This is a genomic window from Streptomyces sp. NRRL WC-3626 (assembly GCF_000718785.1).
Lineage (GTDB): Bacteria > Actinomycetota > Actinomycetes > Streptomycetales > Streptomycetaceae > Streptomyces > Streptomyces edwardsiae.
Genome location: NZ_JOCA01000001.1, coordinates 124421 through 143118, shown reverse-complemented (window position 1 = coordinate 143118; position 18698 = coordinate 124421). Strand labels below are relative to the sequence as shown.

General features: G+C 72.7%; 15 protein-coding genes. 6 read left to right on the top strand and 9 right to left on the bottom strand.

Annotation, left to right across the window (positions count from 1 at the left end):
- Positions 1–40 precede the first annotated feature (40 nt).
- A complete protein-coding gene (locus tag IF28_RS39625; RefSeq protein WP_030212127.1) occupies positions 41–3559 on the bottom strand; it encodes a protein kinase domain-containing protein in 3519 nt (1172 codons plus the stop codon).
- A 32-nt stretch (positions 3560–3591) separates the two neighbouring features.
- Positions 3592–4479, bottom strand: coding sequence for a serine/threonine-protein kinase (locus tag IF28_RS0100615; RefSeq protein WP_051713556.1), 888 nt, complete (start codon positions 4477–4479; stop codon positions 3592–3594).
- 159 nt (positions 4480–4638) lie between these two features.
- Here IF28_RS0100615 and IF28_RS0100610 point away from each other — a divergent pair, with 159 nt between their 5' ends.
- Together IF28_RS0100610 and IF28_RS0100605 are read left to right on the top strand one after the other, a co-directional pair.
- Positions 4639–4965, top strand: a complete 327-nt coding sequence (locus IF28_RS0100610; protein ID WP_030212121.1) for a hypothetical protein — start codon at positions 4639–4641, stop codon at positions 4963–4965.
- A gap of 34 nt (positions 4966–4999) precedes the next feature.
- The gene (locus IF28_RS0100605; protein ID WP_063829288.1) at positions 5000–5704 is read left to right on the top strand and encodes a hypothetical protein; all 705 of its coding nucleotides are present in this window, start codon (positions 5000–5002) and stop codon (positions 5702–5704) included.
- Between the two features lie 13 nt (positions 5705–5717).
- Here IF28_RS0100605 and IF28_RS0100600 read toward each other — a convergent pair whose 3' ends face one another.
- The gene (locus tag IF28_RS0100600; protein ID WP_030212114.1) at positions 5718–6044 is read right to left on the bottom strand and encodes a hypothetical protein; all 327 of its coding nucleotides are present in this window, start codon (positions 6042–6044) and stop codon (positions 5718–5720) included.
- A gap of 36 nt (positions 6045–6080) precedes the next feature.
- Positions 6081–7289 carry a pyridoxal phosphate-dependent aminotransferase gene (locus IF28_RS0100595; RefSeq protein ID WP_030212111.1) on the bottom strand — a complete coding sequence of 403 codons (1209 nt, stop codon included), beginning with the start codon at positions 7287–7289 and terminating at the stop codon, positions 6081–6083.
- A gap of 83 nt (positions 7290–7372) precedes the next feature.
- Here IF28_RS0100595 and IF28_RS0100590 point away from each other — a divergent pair, with 83 nt between their 5' ends.
- A complete protein-coding gene (locus tag IF28_RS0100590) occupies positions 7373–7999 on the top strand; it encodes a winged helix-turn-helix transcriptional regulator (RefSeq protein WP_030212108.1) in 627 nt (208 codons plus the stop codon).
- A gap of 49 nt (positions 8000–8048) precedes the next feature.
- Here the strand turns inward: IF28_RS0100590 and IF28_RS0100585 are convergent, their stop codons facing one another.
- From IF28_RS0100585 to IF28_RS0100575, 3 genes are read right to left on the bottom strand one after another with little or no spacing between them, the layout of a single operon-like run.
- Positions 8049–8846, bottom strand: a complete 798-nt coding sequence (locus IF28_RS0100585; protein WP_030212105.1) for a hypothetical protein — start codon at positions 8844–8846, stop codon at positions 8049–8051.
- Complete coding sequence (locus tag IF28_RS0100580) at positions 8846–10120, bottom strand: VWA domain-containing protein (protein WP_030212102.1); 1275 nt, start codon at positions 10118–10120, stop codon at positions 8846–8848. Before IF28_RS0100580 ends, IF28_RS0100585 begins: the two co-directional genes overlap by 1 nt.
- A gap of 45 nt (positions 10121–10165) precedes the next feature.
- Entirely contained in the window at positions 10166–11671 is a 1506-nt protein-coding gene (locus IF28_RS0100575) for an IucA/IucC family protein (RefSeq protein ID WP_030212100.1), read from the bottom strand.
- A 37-nt stretch (positions 11672–11708) separates the two neighbouring features.
- On the opposite strand from IF28_RS0100575, the gene IF28_RS0100570 reads away from it, so the two are divergent.
- Positions 11709–13259: an IucA/IucC family protein gene (locus tag IF28_RS0100570; RefSeq protein WP_078620789.1), complete on the top strand. Its 1551-nt coding sequence runs from the start codon at positions 11709–11711 to the stop codon at positions 13257–13259.
- A 1-nt stretch (position 13260) separates the two neighbouring features.
- Here IF28_RS0100570 and IF28_RS0100565 read toward each other — a convergent pair whose 3' ends face one another.
- Positions 13261–15351 carry an MMPL family transporter gene (locus IF28_RS0100565; RefSeq protein WP_030212095.1) on the bottom strand — a complete coding sequence of 697 codons (2091 nt, stop codon included), beginning with the start codon at positions 15349–15351 and terminating at the stop codon, positions 13261–13263.
- 74 nt (positions 15352–15425) lie between these two features.
- On the opposite strand from IF28_RS0100565, the gene IF28_RS0100560 reads away from it, so the two are divergent.
- Both IF28_RS0100560 and IF28_RS0100555 read left to right on the top strand, forming a co-directional pair.
- Positions 15426–15947 (top strand): MarR family winged helix-turn-helix transcriptional regulator, encoded by a 522-nt coding sequence (locus IF28_RS0100560; protein WP_051713555.1) that lies wholly within the window; start codon positions 15426–15428, stop codon positions 15945–15947.
- 27 nt (positions 15948–15974) lie between these two features.
- Positions 15975–16901: a HipA family kinase gene (locus IF28_RS0100555; RefSeq protein ID WP_030212088.1), complete on the top strand. Its 927-nt coding sequence runs from the start codon at positions 15975–15977 to the stop codon at positions 16899–16901.
- Between the two features lie 3 nt (positions 16902–16904).
- On the opposite strand, the gene aceB is transcribed toward IF28_RS0100555, so the two are convergent.
- On the bottom strand, positions 16905–18530 hold the full coding sequence (gene aceB, locus IF28_RS0100550; RefSeq protein ID WP_030212085.1) for a malate synthase A: 1626 nt from the start codon (positions 18528–18530) through the stop codon (positions 16905–16907).
- Positions 18531–18698: the final 168 nt, after the last annotated feature.

Sequence of the window (18698 nt, the reverse complement as noted above, 5' to 3'; positions counted from 1 at the left end):
CCGCGGGCCGGAGAAGCCGGTGAGCCCGCCGGGCCGGCCCCTACCCCCGGCGGAACGTGGTGAGCGTCCGGCGGGCGTGGGCGGACCAGGCCGGTGCCCGGGACGGGGCCAGGGTGATCAGGTGGGTTTCCATGTCGCTGACCGTGCGTTCGGCAGCGGCCTCCTCGCCCTGGAAGGTCTGCCAGGACGCCTGCGCCAGGTGGGCGCCGCACCAGCGTTCCAGATGCCCGGTCCGGCCCCGGTCCAGCACGAGGACCCGCCCATGGGCCACCGCCATCCGGAACCCGCGCTCGGCGGCGCCGTCACGGAGACACCGCATCGCGGTGGCGCCCGAGACCAGCGCCGTCTCCACGCACGCCTCGTGCACCTCGTCCCGCGGGAACCTCTCCGCCAGCCATACGAGACTGCCGCACAGGTCCTCCAGGGCCTGCGACACCTGGTCCGGCTCGATGAAGGCCAGGGTGCCCGACATCAACTCCTCGCGCCGGCGGGCCAGATCGGCGAGCAGCCGGTCCACGTGCCGCGGCCTCACGTCCCGTACCTTCGCCAGGTCGGCGAGCCGGACGTCCAGGCCCTCGAGCAGCATGGCGTGAGGGTCGGTGCCGAACGAGGCAGCCGTGTCCACGGTCTGCCGGGGAAGGAGGCGCTGCCATGGGTACGAGGTCCGCTCGGCGAAGTGGCGGCGCATCGTCTCCATCTCGCGGACCGCGCCGTCCAGGTCCCCGGAGCGATGCAGCGCCACGGACAGGGCTCCGCGCAGCCGCGCCGCCTCGTCCACCAGGTCGGTGCGCCCGTCGTCGATCAGAGTCCGGTACTCCCGCAGCGCCTGGAGGGCGGGGACCTGCGCCTCGGTGACATGCCCGAGCCGCAGCAGTACGTTGACGCGGCGCTGGCGGGCGTCCACGACATCGCGCAGGGAGACCTCGCCGCGTTCGAACAGGGACTCCACCGCCGTGGTGATCCGGTCGGCGACGGCCAGCGCCTCCTTGTGCCGGTCCAGGTCGCCCAGTGCGGCGTTGAGGGTCTGCAGACAGCGCACTTGGACCTGTTCCTCCTGCGGTTCGGCCGGAGTGCCCAGCGCGTCGAGCGCGAGCTGTACTTCGCGGCATGCCGCCTCGGGCTCTCCCGACCTGCGCAGCAGCACGGCCCGCCCGGTGTGGATCAGCGTCGAGACCAGCCGGCCGCCCGAGCCTGCGGCGGACGCCGACCCGAGCACGCGCTCGGCCTCGTCGAACTCCCGTGCCGCGGCCGCCCCGTCGCCCGCGTCGATGTGGGCGTCGGCGAGTTTGCGCCGGGCTTCGGCCCGGTCGACGAGCCAGGCGTCGCGGCCGTCCGTGGCGCTGAGCCGGTCCCACACCTCGACGGCCCGCCGGGCGAGCGCGACGGCGGCGGCCGGGTCCTCCAGCGCCCGTACGAGGGTCGACTCGTGGTCATGGGCCTGTGCCAGATAGCGGACGTAGTCCAGCCGGCCGTCGCGCAGTACGGCGTCCTCCAGCAGTGAGCGGGCCGACCGGTACGCGGCGAGGGCCTGCTGCGGCCGTCCGGCGTGCTCGTCGCCCAGGGCCGACAGCAGCAGCGCCCGGCCCAGATCCCCGGCGACATCGTGCCGGCCCCGCTCGTGCACCAGGGGCTCGTACAGGGCGACCGCCGCCCGTGCGTGGACCGCGGTGTCCCGCGTGCCCTTCGCGGTCACCGCCCGGTTGAGGCGCAGCGCGGCCCGTACGGCGTCGAGGTCGGTGCGGCCCGGAGCGGCGGCGCCCTCGATCAGCGCGTCGGCCCGCTCCCATGCGGCGGCGGCCTCGTCGGTCCGTCCCGTCTTCTCCAGCGCCGCGGCCCGGCCGGCCAGCGCCAGGGCCAGCCCTTCGTCCTCACCGGCGACGGTCATGGCGTCGATGGCCCGTTCGAGGAGAGGGATCTGTTCGTGCGGGTCGTCGACCGCGTTGGCCTTCGTCCCGAGGGCCGTGCCCCGGATGAGGGCCGCCTCGACCGGATCCGACACCGCCTCCGCCTCGTCGAGGACCTGGTCGCAGATCGCGACCGACTCACCGGGGGAACCCGACAGCCGCAGCACGGTGGCGAGCGAGTGCAGGACCGCGAGCCGCAGGGAGAGTGCGTGCTGCGGGTCCGGTCCCGCCGGTCGCCGAAGCGCCCGGGCGCTCGCCCGGTACGCCTCGACGGCTCCGGGCAGGTCGCCCAGGCCCTGCCGGACCCGGCCCGACTCGGCGACGACACGTGCCCACAGCAGCCGAACCGAGTCGTCGGGGTCCCGCACCGTGTCGAGGACCGCGACCGCCTCGGTGAGCGCCCGCAGGTCCTCCATGGACTGCGAGGCCCGGCTGCCGTGGCCGCTCGGCCAGAACCGCACCGCCTCCCCGGGGTCCCGGCCGGCGGCCTCGTAGGCGGCGCCCAGGAGCTCCCGGGGATCCTGCCAGGCGGCCCCGCCGGGCAGCCGGCGCTCGAAGCCGCCCTTCACGGTGGGGCGCGGCGCCGAGGGCGGAGGGTCGCCGGGCAGCGGGATGCCGCACTCCCGGACAGCGGTCCGCACCAGACTGTCCGCCGCCTCCTGGAGGGACTCCGGACGCTCGCGCGGATCCGTGCGGAAGCAGGCCCGCAGCAGCGCGACCACCCCGTCGGGCATGGCGACCGGCCCCGGCGTGCCGTCCCGCAGCGTCTCCAGGTGCGTCTCCAGAGCCGCCCCGGCGAGCGTCCCCGAGGGCCAGCTGCGGCCGCCGGTGAACATCTCCAGTACGGTCACGGCCCAGCTCCACAGGTCGGCCGCCCGGCCCAGCGGACGGCCCTCGGCCTGCTCCGGGGAGGCGTAGCCGGGGGTGACGCCCTCCGCCACCGCGCTCGGCGGCGGAGCCTCCTGTGCCCGCGCCTCCGCGAGCGTCTGCCGCAGTACGTTCCTCAGCACCTCGCTGGTCTCCGCGTCGATGCCGTCGCCCTCCCGGGTCAGGAAGTCGAGGACGTACTCCTGCCCGATGACGTCCTGGACGTCCCGCTCGCCGCCCGTCGCCAGCCCGAAGTCGGTGATCCTCGCGGCACCGGACCCGGTGAGCAGGACGTTGCCGGGCTTGGTGTCGAGATGGAGCAGACCGTGCGCATGGGCGGCCGCCAGACCCCAGGCCGCCTCGACGGCGATCCGCAGCACGGTGCGCAGGCGTTCCCGCTCGGTCCCGGCGTACAGCCGCCCGTCCGCGATCCAGTCCGCCAGCGAACCCCCGGCGACGTACTCGCTGAACACGGCCAGCTGGGAGCCGACGGTGCGGGTGAAGTGGCAGGGGGTGATGTGCGGATGCGGGGGCAGTCCGATCCAGCGCTGCGCCTCGGTGAGGAACCGGCCCTGTTCCACCGGGTCGTCCCGGTGTACCCGCTTCACCGCGTACCGGTCCCCGGTGCGCCGGCTCACCGCCAGGACGACCGCGCCGAACCCGCCCTGACCGAGGGGGCGTTCGACGACGAACTCGCCCAGCACCGTCGTGCCGGCCGACCAGGCGCTGTCGTCCTGCCGGGCGGGGTGTCCGGACGACGGCCAGGAACGCGAACTGTGCGTCGGCATGTGAGGGCCTTCCGGGAAGGGAGTGGGGCGCGTTACACCGCTTCCAGTGCCGACCGGAGGGCGGCCGCCGTGGGGAAGCGGATGCGCGGAGTGTCGGTGAGGGCCTCGTCGACCAGGCGGGCCAGCCGCGGAGGTACGTCCGGGGCCCGCTCGGCGAGCGGCACGGGCCGGCTGTGCCAGGCGGTCAGCCAGGGGTCGCGGTCCGGTGGGAAGTCCCGCGGGGTACGGCCGCCGCTCAGGACGAAGTACAGGGACGCCGCCACCGCCCAGACGTCCACGTCCGGCTGGACGTACTTGAAGTTGACGACCTGCTGGCGGGGCATGAAGGCGGGTGTCCCGGCGGACGCGCCGGTCCGGGTCACTCCGCTGGCCCCGGCCAGTTCGTAGGACTTGGCCAGGCCGAAGTCCGCGATCTTCACCCGGGGGCGGGAGGGATCGCCGGTGAGCAGCAGGTTGTGCGGCTTGATGTCACGGTGGACCACGCCCGTGACCCGGACCGGCCTGCCCTGGGCGTCGAGGGCCTCCAGGGGTGCCGTATGGGCGTGCTGCAGTGCGTCGAGCACGTCGAGGAACAGGGCGACGGCCGCGGCCGGACCGGGCGGTTCCCCCTGGCGCACCCGCTCGTCCAGGCTGCCGCCCTCGCACAGCTCCATCACCAGGAAGTACCGTCCGTCGGCGTACCCGCAGGCGTGGGTGCGCACGATGTGGGGGTGGACGAGCGCCTCGGCCGTACGCAGCTCCCGCAGCACGCGCGGATCCCCGCCGGGAGGCGACGCGGCGTCCCCGCGCATGACCTTCACGGCGCACCGTTCACCGCTCTCCCGGTCCACGGCGCTGTACACGGTGCCCATTCCGCCCCGCCCCAGCCGCGGGCCGATCGTCCAGCGGCCGATGACCGGCGCCCGGTCCCGGATGTCCATCCGCGCTCTCCCCCGTGTTCGCGCGGATCGGAACAGGACCCTGTGATCCACGTCTCCTCGTATAGTAGGGGGCCGTACCCGAACAGGGACAGTTTGTGTGGAAAGCCGCCCAACAGGGTGATGAGGTCGTGTAGTTGCACCGCTACGAGGAGGGCCGGGATGTCCAGGGAGAGTTCCGCGGATCCGTTCAGTACGTTCCTCAACGCGACGAACCGTCAGGTCACCCACGGCGGTTCGCCGGCCGGACCCGGCCGCTCCACGGAGGCCCTGCCCCCCGCCGCGACGCTGGTGATCCAGGCCCTGTACGGCAGGCCGCGCACGGCGGTGGGTGACCTGCGGGTCGGACTCGGTCTGACGACACTCCAGATCGCCGAGGCGGTCGAGGTCCTCCGGCGGCTGTCGCTGGTCGAGGTCATCACCGCCGAAGCGGACGAGACGGTCGAAATCACCCCGAGCGGCCGGGAATTCGTGGACGGAACGCGCTAGCAGCCGGGTACGGCAGGGCGGGAGGTGGCACCGGATGCAGGGATTCGTCGCGGCGGGCGTGCTGGGAGCGCTGGTGGGCACGGCCGAACTGATGTCGCGCTACCGCGACCGTCCGTCGGCCCTGCTGGGTGTCGCCAGCGCGTGGTTCTACGTCCTGCTCAACGCGGCGGCGAGCAGCGGTGTTCTGTGGCTCATCCGCACGTTCGACTGGCGCTTCGGCTCCACCTCCGCCGACCAGACGGCGGCTCTCCAGGTGCTCGTCGCCGGGCTGGCCGCGCTGGCGCTGTTCCGCAGCTCGCTGTTCAACGTCCGCGTCGGGGACCAGGAGGTCGGCGTCGGCCCCAACCTCATCCTCGCGATGCTGCTCGGCGTGGCCGACCGGGGCGTCGACCGGGTCCGTGCGAAGGACCGTTCCCAGCAGGTCACCCGCATCATGCGCGGAGTGCGGTACGCACGCGCCCGTGTCGCCCTGCCGGCCTTCTGTCTGGCCCTGCTGCAGAACCTGCCCGAGCAGGAGCAGCAGGACCTCGCGACCGCCGTGGAGTCGCTGGACGCCAGCGAGATGACGGACACGCAGAAGTCGTACGCCCTCGGTCTGCTGCTGATCAACATCGTCGGCCCGGATGTGCTCGAGGGCGCGGTGACGGCACTGGGCGAGGAGATCGGACAACCGCGGACATCCCCCGGCCACCGTCCGCAGACGCGGGGCCGCCCCGACACGGAGCCGCTCACCGCGTAGGGTCCGGACGGGCCTACCCCATGAACTCGGGCCGCTCGTACGGCGTCCACCAGCTGAGCAGCCCCCAGACGCCGAGCCCGAGCGCGCCCACGGCGAACGCGGCCGCGAGCCATGGCCGGCGCGATGCGCGCAGGGCGAGCAGCCAGGCGGCGAGCGGGACGAGCGCACCGCCGGCGGCGATGAGCGGGAGATCGACGTAGAGGACGCTCAGGTCCCGGTGCATGCCCTCGAAGCCGCCGTGCACACTGACCCGCGCCCTCGGCGCCCAGGCGAGCACCGCCGTGACGGCTCCCACGGCCGCCAGGAGGATGCCCGCACATCCTTGTCGTTCTTCTTGCATACCTTGATCCGACGCGATCACCGCGCGGCCGGTTCCTTACTGCCGGTATCCGCCGAGGAACCGCCCGATCCGGCCGATCGCCGTCTCCAGGACGTCCGCGTGGGGGAGGGTGAGGATGCGGAAGTGGTCGGGGGAGGGCCAGTTGAAGCCGGTGCCCTGGACCACCTGGATCTTCTCCCTCAGCAGCAGGTCCAGGACGAACTTCTCGTCGTCGTGGATCTTGTGCACGGAGGGGTCGATGCGCGCGAACGCGTACAGCGCCCCCTTCGGTTTGACGCAGCTCACGCCGGGGATCTCGTTCAGTTTCCGCCAGGCCACGTCCCGCTGTTCGCGCAGCCTTCCGCCCGGCGCCGTGAGCTCGTGGATGGACTGCCGGCCACCGAGCGCGGCCTGGATGGCGTACTGCGCGGGCGCGTTGGCGCACAGCCGCATGGAGGCCAGCATCGTCAGGCCCTCCAGGTAGTTCCGCGCGTGCTGCTTGGGGCCGGTGACCACCAGCCAGCCGGAGCGGAAACCCGCCACGCGGTACGTCTTGGACAGTCCGCAGAAGGTGAGGACGACCAGGTCGGGGGCGAGGGCGGCGGCCGAGTGGTGCACGGCGTCGTCGTAGAGGATCTGGTCGTAGATCTCGTCGGCGAGGACCATCAGGCCGTGGCGGCGGGCCAGGTCGAGGATGCCCTCGACGATCTCCTTCGGGTACACCGCGCCGGTGGGATTGTTGGGGTTGATGACGACCACGGCCTTCGTGCGGTCCGTGATCTTCGCGGCCATGTCGTCCAGGTCCGGGTACCAGTCGGCCTGTTCGTCGCAGAGGTAGTGCACCGCCTTGCCGCCCGCGAGGTTCGTCACCGCGGTCCACAGCGGGAAGTCCGGTGCGGGGATGAGGACTTCGTCACCGTCCTCCAGCAGGGCCTGTACGGCCATGGACACCAGCTCGGAGACGCCGTTGCCGAGGAAGACGTCGTCGACGTCGACCTCCAGGCCCAGGGTCTGGTAGCGCTGGGCCACCGCGCGGCGGGCGGAGAGTATGCCCCGTGAGTCGGTGTAGCCGTGCGCCCGAGGGAGCATCCGGATCATGTCCTGGAGGATCTCCTCGGGCGCCTCGAAACCGAACAGCGCCGGGTTGCCGGTGTTCAGGCGCAGCACGCTGTGCCCCGCCTCCTCCAGCGCGTTGGCGTGTTCGATGACCGGACCGCGGATCTCGTAACAGACCTCGCTGAGCTTGCTCGACTGCCGGAACTCCATGCGCCGCTTCCCCTCACGTGGTGTTGCTTGGTTTTACCAAGTGGAAGCTTGGAAAGTCCAACAACATGTCTAGACTGCGTCGCATGTCACCACGCCGAAGCTACGACCAGTACTGTTCCGCGGCCCGCGCGCTCGATGCCGTCGGCGACCGCTGGACCCTGCTGATCGTCCGCGAACTGCTCGCAGGCCCGCGCCGCTACACCGACCTGCACGCGGACCTGCCCGGCGTCAGCACGGACGTACTGGCCTCCCGGCTCAAGGACATGGAACGCGACGGCCTCACCACCCGACGGCGACTGCCCCCGCCCGGCGCGGCGTACGTCTACGAACTCACCCCGCGCGGCGCGGCGTTGCTCCCCGTCCTCCAGGCGCTCGGCACCTGGGGCGAGGCGGAACTGGGGGAGCGGCGCCCCACGGACGCGGTGCGCGCCCACTGGTTCGCCCTGCCGCTGCTGCGCTCCCTGGACGGCGAGGGACTGGTCGAAGTCCGCCTGGACGAGGGCAGATTCCATCTGCACGTCGGCACCGAGGAAGGCCCCGTGTACGGCGACGGCCCCGCTCCCGGCGAGCCCGACGCCCTGCTCTGCCTGGACACCGACACCTGTACGGCGATAGGCCGGGGCGAGCTGGCACTGACGGACGCGGTCCGCGCGGGCCGGGTCGAGGTGACCGGCGAGGGCACGCTCGCCAAGGCGCTGCGGGAGGCGTAGGGCGAGAAGACGGAAGGCCCGCACGACGGCGGGCCTTCCGGCGTATGTGTCACGCGTGCGGTGGTGCCCCGGGCGGACGCCCGGACCCCCGCGTCAGGCGGTAGCCGGCGACGCCCGCCAGGGCGGCCAGGACGCCGCCCGCCGCCGTCCATATCCAGCGGTCGGACCACCAGCCGGAGGTCCAGCCGTCCTCGGGCTCGAGGCCGGCCAGGACCGCCCGGTCCTCCTCCTCGTCCTTGCCGGCCCGGGTGGCGATGCCCGGCATCAGCGGCTCGGACAGCGCGCCGTCCACCGCCGCCGCGCCGCCCATGTCCTTCGACTCGACCCGCAGTTCGGTCTCCACCGCCTGGCCGAGGTCGGCCGTCGACAGCCGCAGCGCGGTCAGCCGGACGTAGTAGGTGCCCGGCAGCGGGTCGTTGGCCCACGGCTCCGACCAGGCACGGACCGTGCGCAGCACGCAGTCCAGCTCCACCGAGGGCGCGTTCGCCCCGGCGGTGCGGGTCTGCGCGCCGTACTGGCAGGCCTGGCGGCGGCGCAGACCGTCGTACACGTCGATCTGCCAGGTCTCGGCCGCGTGGCTCTCCGGCAGCTTCACCGTCGCGTGGACGGTGGGGCGCAGGCCGGCGTCCGCCGGGAACGACCAGTACAGGTAGTCGCCCGTGGAGGCGCGCGCGGTGGCGGTCTGCCCCTGCTCGACCTCCGTCGCCGTACGGAACGAGGTGCCGGCGCGGGTGGGCGCCCCGGTGTCCCCGGATTCGGACGGCGAGGGCGAGGAGTCGGCGGCCGCGGGGGCCGCGGCCAGCCCGAGGGCTAGCAGGGCGGCGCTCAGTACACGTAGGGCGCGCATCAGTTGGTCCTCCAGACAGCGAACCGCCAGCGGGACAGCCAGCCCCAGAGCAGACCGGCCACGAAGCCGGTGACGATCAGTGCGCCGAGCAGCCACCAGCCCCGGCCGAGACCGAAGGAGGCCACGTCGCCCGACCCGTCGGGGCCGTCCACCACGTCGATCGTCAGCTCCAGCGGAAGACCGGGCGTCGTCTTCACCCCGGCGTCCGCCGAGAAGGAGTTGGTCACCACCAGGCACACGACCTCGGCGGCCGGCTTGTCACTGTCGTCGTCGTCCCGCTCGGGCTTGGGATAGCGCAGCCCGGTGGAGAGCACATCGGTGCGGCCGTTGCCCGTCGCCTCGCCGCGTACGATCTCCCGGTCGTGCACGGTGACGGCCCGCAGCAGCACACCGTAGTCCGGGCGTACGGCCCGGTCCGCCGCCACGCTCACCGAGGCACGCAACTCCTGTCCGGCCGGCAGTTCCACGCGGTACCAGCGCTGCTGCCCGAACTCCTCGCGGTCGGTGAAGAGTCCGGACTCGAGCGCGGGCGCCTTGTCGCAGGAGTCGGCGCCCTGCGTGGCCACCGGCGTCACCACGGGTTCGGCCGCGCGGTCCACCAGCTCGTTCACCCGGTCCGTGAGCTCGTCCTGGTGCTCGACCGACGTGTACGTGCCGCCCGTCGCCTCGGCGATGCAGCTGAGCTGCCGGCTCAGCTTGGCGTTCGGCACCAGGCCCAGTGTGTCGATGGTCAGACCGATGCCACGGGCCGCGATCTCCCGGGCCACCTCGCACGGGTCGAGCGGGGCGCAGGTGTCCTCCCCGTCACTGATCAGCACGATCCGCTTGGAGCCGTCGCCGCCCTCGAGATCGTCGGCCGCCTTCAGCAGGGCCGGGCCGATCGGCGTCCAGCCCGTCGGGGCGAGGGTGGCCACCGCCGTCTTCGCCTCGGTGCGGTCCAGCGGGCCGACCGGGTAGAGCTGCGCGGTGTCCTTGCAGCCCTCCTTGCGGTCGTCGCCGGGATAGTTCGCGCCCAGGGTGCGGATGCCCAGCTCGACCTCCTCGGGCGTCGCGTCCAGCACCTCGTTGAACGCCTGCTTCGCCGCCGCCATGCGGGACTGGCCGTCGATGTCCTTGGCGCGCATCGAGCCGCTGACATCGAGGACGAGGTTGACCTTCGGCGCGCTCTGGCCCGTGGGTTCTCCGGCGGCCGCCCCGGCCGGGAAGGCGAGCCCGGCCGTCAGTGCGGCGAGCAGGGCACAGGCGCCTGCCACCGGCCGTTTCTTTCTGATCATCGGCGGATCCTATTGACCGGAAGCACCGGGCTCCAAAACGGCGTGTCACATCGGGCCGAAGTGGAGCGGATTGGGAAGTTCGGCCCATTGGTCCCCCGCTGTCCGCGGCGACAGCCGCATCAGCGTCAGCGCCTTCGCGGGCAGCGGCTCCTCGAGCAGCGCGGTGAGATCCGGGGTGCGCGGCAGCTGCGGTACGGCGGCCTCCAGGGCCGCCCGCAGCGCCGGACCCGACCCCGCCGTGCCGGCCAGCGCCCCGGCCACCAGCGACCCGAACAGCTTGCGGCGAAGGGTGCGTTCGTCGTCCGTCACCATGCGTGCCGGCACGTGTCCGGGCAGCGTGATGCCGTGCCGGGCGAGACGGGCGGGAGCGATCCGCAGATCGGCCAGATCACGGTAGACCAGCCGCACCGGATCCCCCTCCGGGGACAGCACCACGAGCAGATTCTGGCCGTGCGCCTCCAGCGCCACCCCCCACTCCAGCAACCGCAGCCCGACCGTGAGCGCCAGCCGCGTGAAGGCACTCAACCAGCGGGCCGAGCGCGGCAGTTCGGTTGTCGCCAGCGCCCCCACCGGCACTACCCGCTCCCCGGGCCCCGCGTACTCTTCGGGCGACTCCCGCAGCACCGCCGCCAGATCGGACGACCCGGCCGCCACCGCGCCCAGCGTGCGGGTGATGTGCAGCAGCCCGTCCGTCCGCGCCGCCACCGTCTCCCCGAAGTCCGACAGCACCGCCGACGCGCCCACCGAGCCCAGCGAGATGTCCCGCACCGAGGACGTCAGCCGGGCGCTCAACGCCGTCTTCACATGCGGCCCGTCCGGCAGCGCGAGGGTGCGCAGCGCCATCAGCGGATGCGCCGCGAGCCCCCGCTCACCCGCCCGCTTCAGCACATGCGCCGTCTGCCACGGATGCACCGGGACCACCAGCCGCCCCGGCTCCCGCAGCCACGTGGGCCACACCCCCGTCACCAGACACTCGGCCTCCGGTACGGGCAGCAGCCCCAGCTCCACCACCGGCCCGTGCTCGGGCCCGTACGCGAGCTGCTCCGCCACCGAGAAGCCCGGCCGGGAACGGCAGTTGGGATGGAACGGATGCCCGTCCACCACCCGCCGCTCCCACTCCCAGTCCCGGTCGGGCCACTCCGGCGTCGGTGCACTTCCCGCCCGGGACAGCGCCAACGAGGCGACACTGTGGCCGAGTTCGGCGGCGAACACCGCCGAGTGCGGTACGGCGAGCTCCGTCATCAGCCGCGCCGGATCGTCGTACGCCGTCTCGTCCAGCCGTACGGCGGTGACGTACGCGCCGGTCGCATACGGATCCGCGCGCGGGCCGTACAGCCGACGCCCGTCCGCCAGCCGCAGGGTGAGCCCGTCGGAGCCGGCCTCCCGGCTGACGATCCACGGCAGCGGCTCATGCGTGAGACCGCGCCACAGCCGCGTGAGCACGGCCGCGCGGGCGCCGGGCAGTTCGCCGGTGTACCGGGGCACGAGACCGGGCCGTACGACGGCCAGTTCGTCGGCGATCTCCGCCTCGGCGGTGGGGGGACGGTGCACGGGCGGGCTCCTCGGGAGTGGAACGTACGGGTGGACGATGACAGACATACTGATCGTCTCCGCCCGGACAGACCGCAAGGAACCAGAGGAACGCGTGGACCTCACCTCCCCGCCCACGTACGACGACACGGCCCGCCTGGCCGACGCCTACGCGGCGGTGCCGCTGCTGAACTGCCTGCTGCGCGAAGTGGCGCGGCCCGTACCGGGGACGGCGGCGCATCCGACGTACCGCCTGCCCGGCACGGACCGGCTGCTGCGGGTGCGCGGGACCCGGCGCCCCGCCGAACCGGAACTCCTGACGGACGGCGCCTGGCACCGCCTCGGCCACCCGGAACTGGTCAAACTCGTCGCCGAGGAACTGCGCCGGCACACCGGAGCGTCCAATCACGAACTGCCCGCCGAGATGCTGGACAGCCGCGAGGCGGTGGCCACGCTGCTCGCCGCCCGTGCGGAGGCGACGCCGCCCGACGACCCGTATCTCCTTTCCGAGCAGGCCCTCGTCACCGGCCACACCCACCACCCCGCCCCCAAGGCGCGCGGCGGCGGCCCGGCGGCGGCCTGGCTGCCGTACGCGCCCGAGGCGCACGCCCGCTTCCCGCTGACGCTGCTGGGACTGCGCGAGGACACGGTGGTGGAGGAGGGCGACACCTCGGCCCTGGACGACCTGGGCAGCGCCCCGCCCGGCTACCGTCTGCTGCCCGCCCACCCCTGGCAACTGGACCTCGCGGCCCGCGACCTCGCCCCCGCCTTCGCCGACGGCCGCCTGATCCGGCTCGGCGCGACCGCCTTCCCGGTGTGGCCCACCGCGGCGGTCCGCACCGTGTACGCACCCGAACGCGACCTGTTCCTGAAGTTCAGCCTGGACGTCCGCATCACCAACGACATCCGCCGGCTGTGGCGCCACGACCTGCTGAGACTCCGTACGACGGACACGGCCGCCCGCGCCGCCTTCGCCGGGCTCGACGCGGCCTGGCAGAGCGACCGGGGGTACCGCACCGCGGACTTCGCCCACGAACAGCTGGCCGTGGTCGTACGGGACGGCCTGCGCGACCACCTCCCGCCCGACGCGACCCCGTACCTGGCCGCCGCCCTGGTGGAGGGCTTCGACGGCAACCCCCTGGCCACCACCGCCGACCCGGCCGCCTGGTGGCAGGCGTACCTGTCGGCGGTGATCCCCCCGGCCCTCACGGCCTTCGACGCGCACGGCGTCGTCCTGGAGGCCCACCTGCAGAACACCCTGATCGCGGTGAACCCCGCCGGCCTGCCCGTCCGGGCCCTCTACCGGGACGCGGAAGGCGTGAAACTCCTCCCGGCGGTCACCAGGGAGGCCGGCTGGGAGCGGCTGGTCTACTGCCTGCTCGTCAACCACCTCATGGAGACCGCCGCCGCCCTGGCGCACCACCACCCGGGTGCCGACCCGTGGCCGGCCGTCCGCGACGAACTCTCCCGTCACGACCTCCCCGAGATCCCGGCCCTCCTGTCCGCCCCGGCCCTCCCGGCCAAGACGAACCTGCTGCTCCGCTGGACGGCGGCGGACGGCGCGGACGCCCGCTACCGCCCGCTGCCCAATCCACTGACCGGCCGGTGACTCAGCCCCGCCGTGCCCCTTCGCGTGCCAGGGCGCCGGGCCACCACGCCCGGGGCCCGATGTCGATCACCAGCGCGGGAACCAGCAGCGAGCGGACCACGAGCGTGTCGAGCAGGACACCGAAGGCCACGATGAACGCGATCTGCACCAGGAAGGCCAGCGGGATCACCATCAGCGCCGCGAACGTCGCGGCGAGCACCACACCGGCCGAGGTGATCACTCCGCCCGTCGTGGTCAGCCCGCGCAGCACCCCCTGCCGGGTGCCGTGCGCGAGCGCCTCCTCACGCACCCGGGACATCAGGAAGATGTTGTAGTCGACGCCGAGAGCCACCAGGAACACGAATCCGTACAGCGGGACCGACGCGTCCGTACCGCTGAACCCGAGCAGATGCTCGAAGACGAGGGTCGAGACCCCGAGGGTGGCCAGGAAGTTGAGCGCGACGGTCGCGACGAGCAGCACGGGCACGAGCACGGAACGCAGCAGCAGCACGAGGATCAGCAGGATGATGCCGAGCACGACCGGAACGATCAGCGTGCGGTCGTGGGCGGCGGTCTGCTGGGTGTCGTACTGCTGCGCCGTGTATCCGCCGACCAGCGCGTCGGCCCCGGGGACGGCGTGCAGGTTCTCGCGCAGCCGCTCGACGGTCTCCTTCGCGGCGTCGCTGTCCGCCGCGTCCTCCAGGGTGACGTCGATGCGGACACGTCCGTCGACGACCAGCGGCTCCCCGGCCCCCGGCCGTCCCGAGGCGGAGACGGCGCCGGCCGAGTCCACGCCCGCCGTCCTCCTCGCCGCGTCCGTCACCTCGGCGCCGCGATCGGCGTCGGCGATGACGACGGCCGGGTTCCCCGACCCGCCGGGGAAGTGCTCGCCGAGCGTGCGCTGGGCGGCGACCGACGGCGCGTCGTTCACGAAGATCTCGTCGAGCGGCACCCCCTTGGCGGACAGGGAGGGGGAGAAGGCCGCGAAGACGGCGAGGACCAGCGCGGTCAGCAGCCACACCCGGCGCGGCCGGCGGTCCACGGCCGCGGCGACCCGGCGCCACACCGCGTGCCCCTCCACGGACGCGTCCGACGCCTTCGGCCGGGTCGGCCAGTACGCGCTCCGGCCCACCAGGGCCAGCACCGCCGGGAGGAAGGTGAGGGTCGAGAGGACCGCGCACACGATGCCGATGGCGCCGACCGGCCCGAGGGCACGATTGTTCGTGAGGTCGCTGGCGAGCAGGGCCAGCAGACCGAGCGCGACGGTCGCGGCGCTCGCCGTGATGGCGCCGAAGGACCTGCGCACGGCCGCCGTCGCGGCCGCGTACCGGTCACCGCGCTCGGCGAGTTCCTCGCGGAAACGGGCCGCGAGCAGCAGGGCGTAATCGGTGGCCGCGCCGATCACGAGGATCGAGAGGATGCCCTGCACCTGGCCGTCGACCCGCACCACGCCCCGGTCCGCCAGCGCGTAGACGACGGCGCAGGCGAGACCCAGGGCGAAGACCGAGCCGAGGATGATCAGGAAGGGCAGCAGGAAGCTCCGGTAGACCAGGAGCAGGATCAGCAGCACGGCGCCGAGCGCGACGCCCAGCAGCAGTCCGTCGATGCCGGCGAACGCGTCCGACAGGTCCGCCTGGGACGCCGCCGGCCCGGCGATCCGCGCCGTGGTGCCGGACACGCCGTCCGCCGCCCCGAGCACCTCGTCCAGCACCCCGGGCAGCTCGTCGCCCAGGTCGGGCTCGAGCTGTACGACCGCCTGCATGGCCTTTCGGTCGTCGGAGACCAGGGCCGGTGAGGGGCGGCCGACGACGCCGGCGGTATCCGCGAGGGCGCCGACCGCGTCCGAGGCGGCGGCCTGCTGCGCGCCGGTGACCCGGTCGCCGTCCGTCGTCCAGACCACGATGGCCGGCATGGTCTCGGACTGGTCGAACGCCTCGCGGGCCTCGAGCACCTTGGTGGACTCGGCGGTCCGCGGGAGGAAGGCGGCCTGGTCGTTGGTGGCCACTTCGCCCAGCTTGCCCGCGTACGGCCCGAGTGTGCCGCCCACTCCCAGCCAGACGATCAACAGGGCGAGGGGGACGAGCCATCGGGCCCGGCGGGGTGCGTTCTTCATAGGGGTTCCCGGAGACGAAGGGGTAAGTCAATGATTAAGTATCTCAATCATTGAGTGACCTTATACTGTCAGGTATGAGCGGTCCCGGTACCCCCTCTTCCCCTCTTCCGGCGGACGATCCGACAGGGTTGTGGTCCTTCGCCGTTCAGCTGCGCCGGATGAACAGCGAGTTCAACCGCATCGCCCAGGAGTTCGCGCACGCACAGGGTCTGCACCCCACGGACATGCAGGCCCTGATCGCGATCCTGGACGCCGATGCCGATGCCGACGGGCATGGCGGCGCGCCGGGGGAGCCCATGACCCCCGGCCGCCTCCGCAGGCAGCTCAACCTCACGTCCGGAGCGGTGACCGCGTGCCTCGACCGCCTGGAGCGGGCCGGTCACATCCGGCGGGTCCGGGCGGCCGACGACCGCCGGGTGGTGCACCTGGAGTACGCGGAGCAGTCCAGAAGCCTGGCCAGGGAGTACTTCCGGCCGCTGGCGCACGGCACCGACACGGCGCGCGGGCGCTTCACCCCCGGCGAACTCGCGGTGATCATGCGGTTCCTCAAGGAGATGAACCGTGAACTCGTGCTCCTGCGGCAGCCGGCCGGCTGACGGAGGGCCGCGGGTAGGGTTCGGGACATGCTGACCGAGGTGACCGCCACCCGCTACATCACTCCGCTGCGCTCCGGCGGTTCCGTGCCCGGTGTGTTCGAGGCCGACGATCTCGGGACCTACGTCGTCAAGTTCACCGGGTCCGCGCAGGGGCGGAAGGCGTTGGTCGCCGAGGTGATCGTGGGGGAGCTGGCGCGGGCGCTGGGGCTGCGGTTTCCCGAGCTGGTGCTGGTGGACTTCGACCCGGCGGTCGCGGACGGCGAGCCGCACCAGGAGGTCAGGGAACTGCACGCCGCCAGCGCCGGAATCAATCTCGGCATGGACTATCTGCCGGGCGCGCGGGACTTCACCCCCGAGGTCGCCCAGGACTTCTCCGTCGACCCCGTGGAGGCCGGGCGGGTGGTCTGGCTCGACGCCCTCACCGTGAACGTGGACCGTACCGTCCACAGCTCCAACCTGGTGGTGTGGCCGACGCTGGGTGTCGCGCCTCCGCGGCTGTGGCTCATCGACCACGGGGCCGCGCTCGTCTTCCACCACCGCTGGGAGGGCTCCGACCCGGGCAAGGCGTACGACTTCCGTCATCACGCCCTCGGCCAGTACGGCCCCGACGTCCGGGCCGCCGACGCCGAGCTCGCGCCGAAGGTGACCGAGGAGCTGCTGCGGTCCATCACCGCCGAGGTTCCCGACGACTGGCTGGCGGACGACCCCCACTTCGCCACGCCCGACGAGGTCCGCGAGGCGTATGTGGCGTATCTGTACGCGCGTGTGCGGTCGTCCGCGGTGTGGCTGCCCACCGACTTCCCCGGCGCGGACCAGCTCGCCGAGGAGAACGCCCGGCGGGCGGCGAGGACGCGGCGGGGGCGGCCGGACTGGCTGAAGAGCGTTCCCGACCTGCACGGCAAACCGGCGGCGGCCCAGGACTGGTCGGTCCACCTGGGCCGCTCGGAGCCGTAGGCGTCAGCCCCTGAGCTGCTCGTACGCCGGCAGGGTGAGGAAGTCGGCGTAGTCCGCGTCGAGGGCCACCTTGAGCAGCAGGTCGTGCGCCCGCTGCCAGTCGCCGGCCGCGAACGCCTCCTCGCCGGCCTCCGCGCGGATGCTCGCCAACTCCTCGGCGGCGATCTTGCGGGCCAGCTCCGCGGTGACCTGCTCGCCGTTGTCGAGGACGACCTCCGCGTTGATCCACTGCCAGATCTGCGAGCGGGAGATCTCGGCGGTGGCGGCGTCCTCCATCAGATTGAAGATCGCGACCGCCCCCGTCCCGTGCAGCCACGCCTCGATGTAACGGATGCCCACCTGGACGGCGTTGACCAGTCCCGCGTACGTCGGCCTCGCTTCGAGCGAGTCGACCGCGATCAGGTCGGCCGCCGTCACCCGCACGTCCTCGCGCAGGCGGTCCTTCTGGTGGGGCCGGTCGCCGAGCACCCGGTCGAAGGACTCCATGGCGATGGGGACCAGGTCGGGGTGGGCGACCCAGGAGCCGTCGAAACCGTCGTTCGCCTCACGGTCCTTGTCGGCGCGGACCTTCTCGAACGCCACCTTGTTGACCTCCGCGTCCCGGCGGGACGGGATGAACGCCGCCATGCCGCCGATCGCGTGCGCGCCCCGCTTGTGGCAGGTGCGGACGAGGAGTTCGGTGTACGCGCGCATGAACGGGGCGGTCATCGTCACCGCGTTGCGGTCCGGGAGGACGAACCTGGCTCCGCCGTCACGGAAGTTCTTGATGATGGAGAAGAGGTAGTCCCAGCGGCCGGCGTTCAACCCGGATGCGTGGTCGCGCAGTTCGTAGAGGATCTCCTCCATCTCGTACGCGGCCGTGATCGTCTCGATCAGGACCGTGGCGCGGACCGTGCCCCGCGGGATACCGACGTAGTCCTGCGCGAAGACGAACACCTCGTTCCACAGCCGGGCTTCGAGGTGCGACTCCGTCTTGGGGAGGTAGAAGTACGGGCCCTTGCCGAGGTCGATCAGCCGCTTGGCGTTGTGGAAGAAGTACAGGCCGAAGTCGACCAGCGCGCCGGGCACCGGCGTGCCGTCCGGATCGGTGAGGTGCCGCTCGTCCAGATGCCAGCCGCGCGGACGCATGACGACCGTCGCCAGCTCCGCGTCCGGGCGCAGCGCGTACGACTTGCCGGATCCCGGGTCGGTGAAGTCGATGGTCCGGGTGTAGGCGCCGATCAGATTGAGCTGACCCAGCACCACGTTCTCCCAGGTGGGCGCCGAGGCGTCCTCGAAGTCCGCGAGCCAGACCTTCGCGCCCGAGTTGAGGGCGTTGATCGTCATCTTGCGGTCGGTGGGGCCGGTGATCTCGACCCGGCGGTCGTTCAGGGCATCCGGGGCCGGTGCGACCCGCCAGGAGTCGTCGGCGCGGACGGCGGCCGTCTCCGGCAGGAAGTCGAGCGTGGACGTACGGGCGATCGCCTCACGGCGCTCCGTACGGCGGGCGAGCAGCTCGTCGCGCCGGGGCGTGAACCGTTGGTGCAGCGCGGCCAGGAAGGCCAGCGCCGGCTCGGTGAGGACCTCCTCCTGCCGGGGCAGGGGCTCGGCGTCGACGATGGCCAGCGGGGACGGCGCTGGTGCGGACATCGGCTGTCACTTCCTTCGGCGTGCGGGGCGTGGCATGGCACCGGGTGCCGGGCGGGCCGGGGTGCGGCCGGGGCGTGGGGGGCATCGGGGGCTTCTGATCAGTGGATGCTAGTTTCCTCATGGTGGAAGTTCAATGTTCTGCTGGTGCCGGGAGTCTCCGGTTCGAGC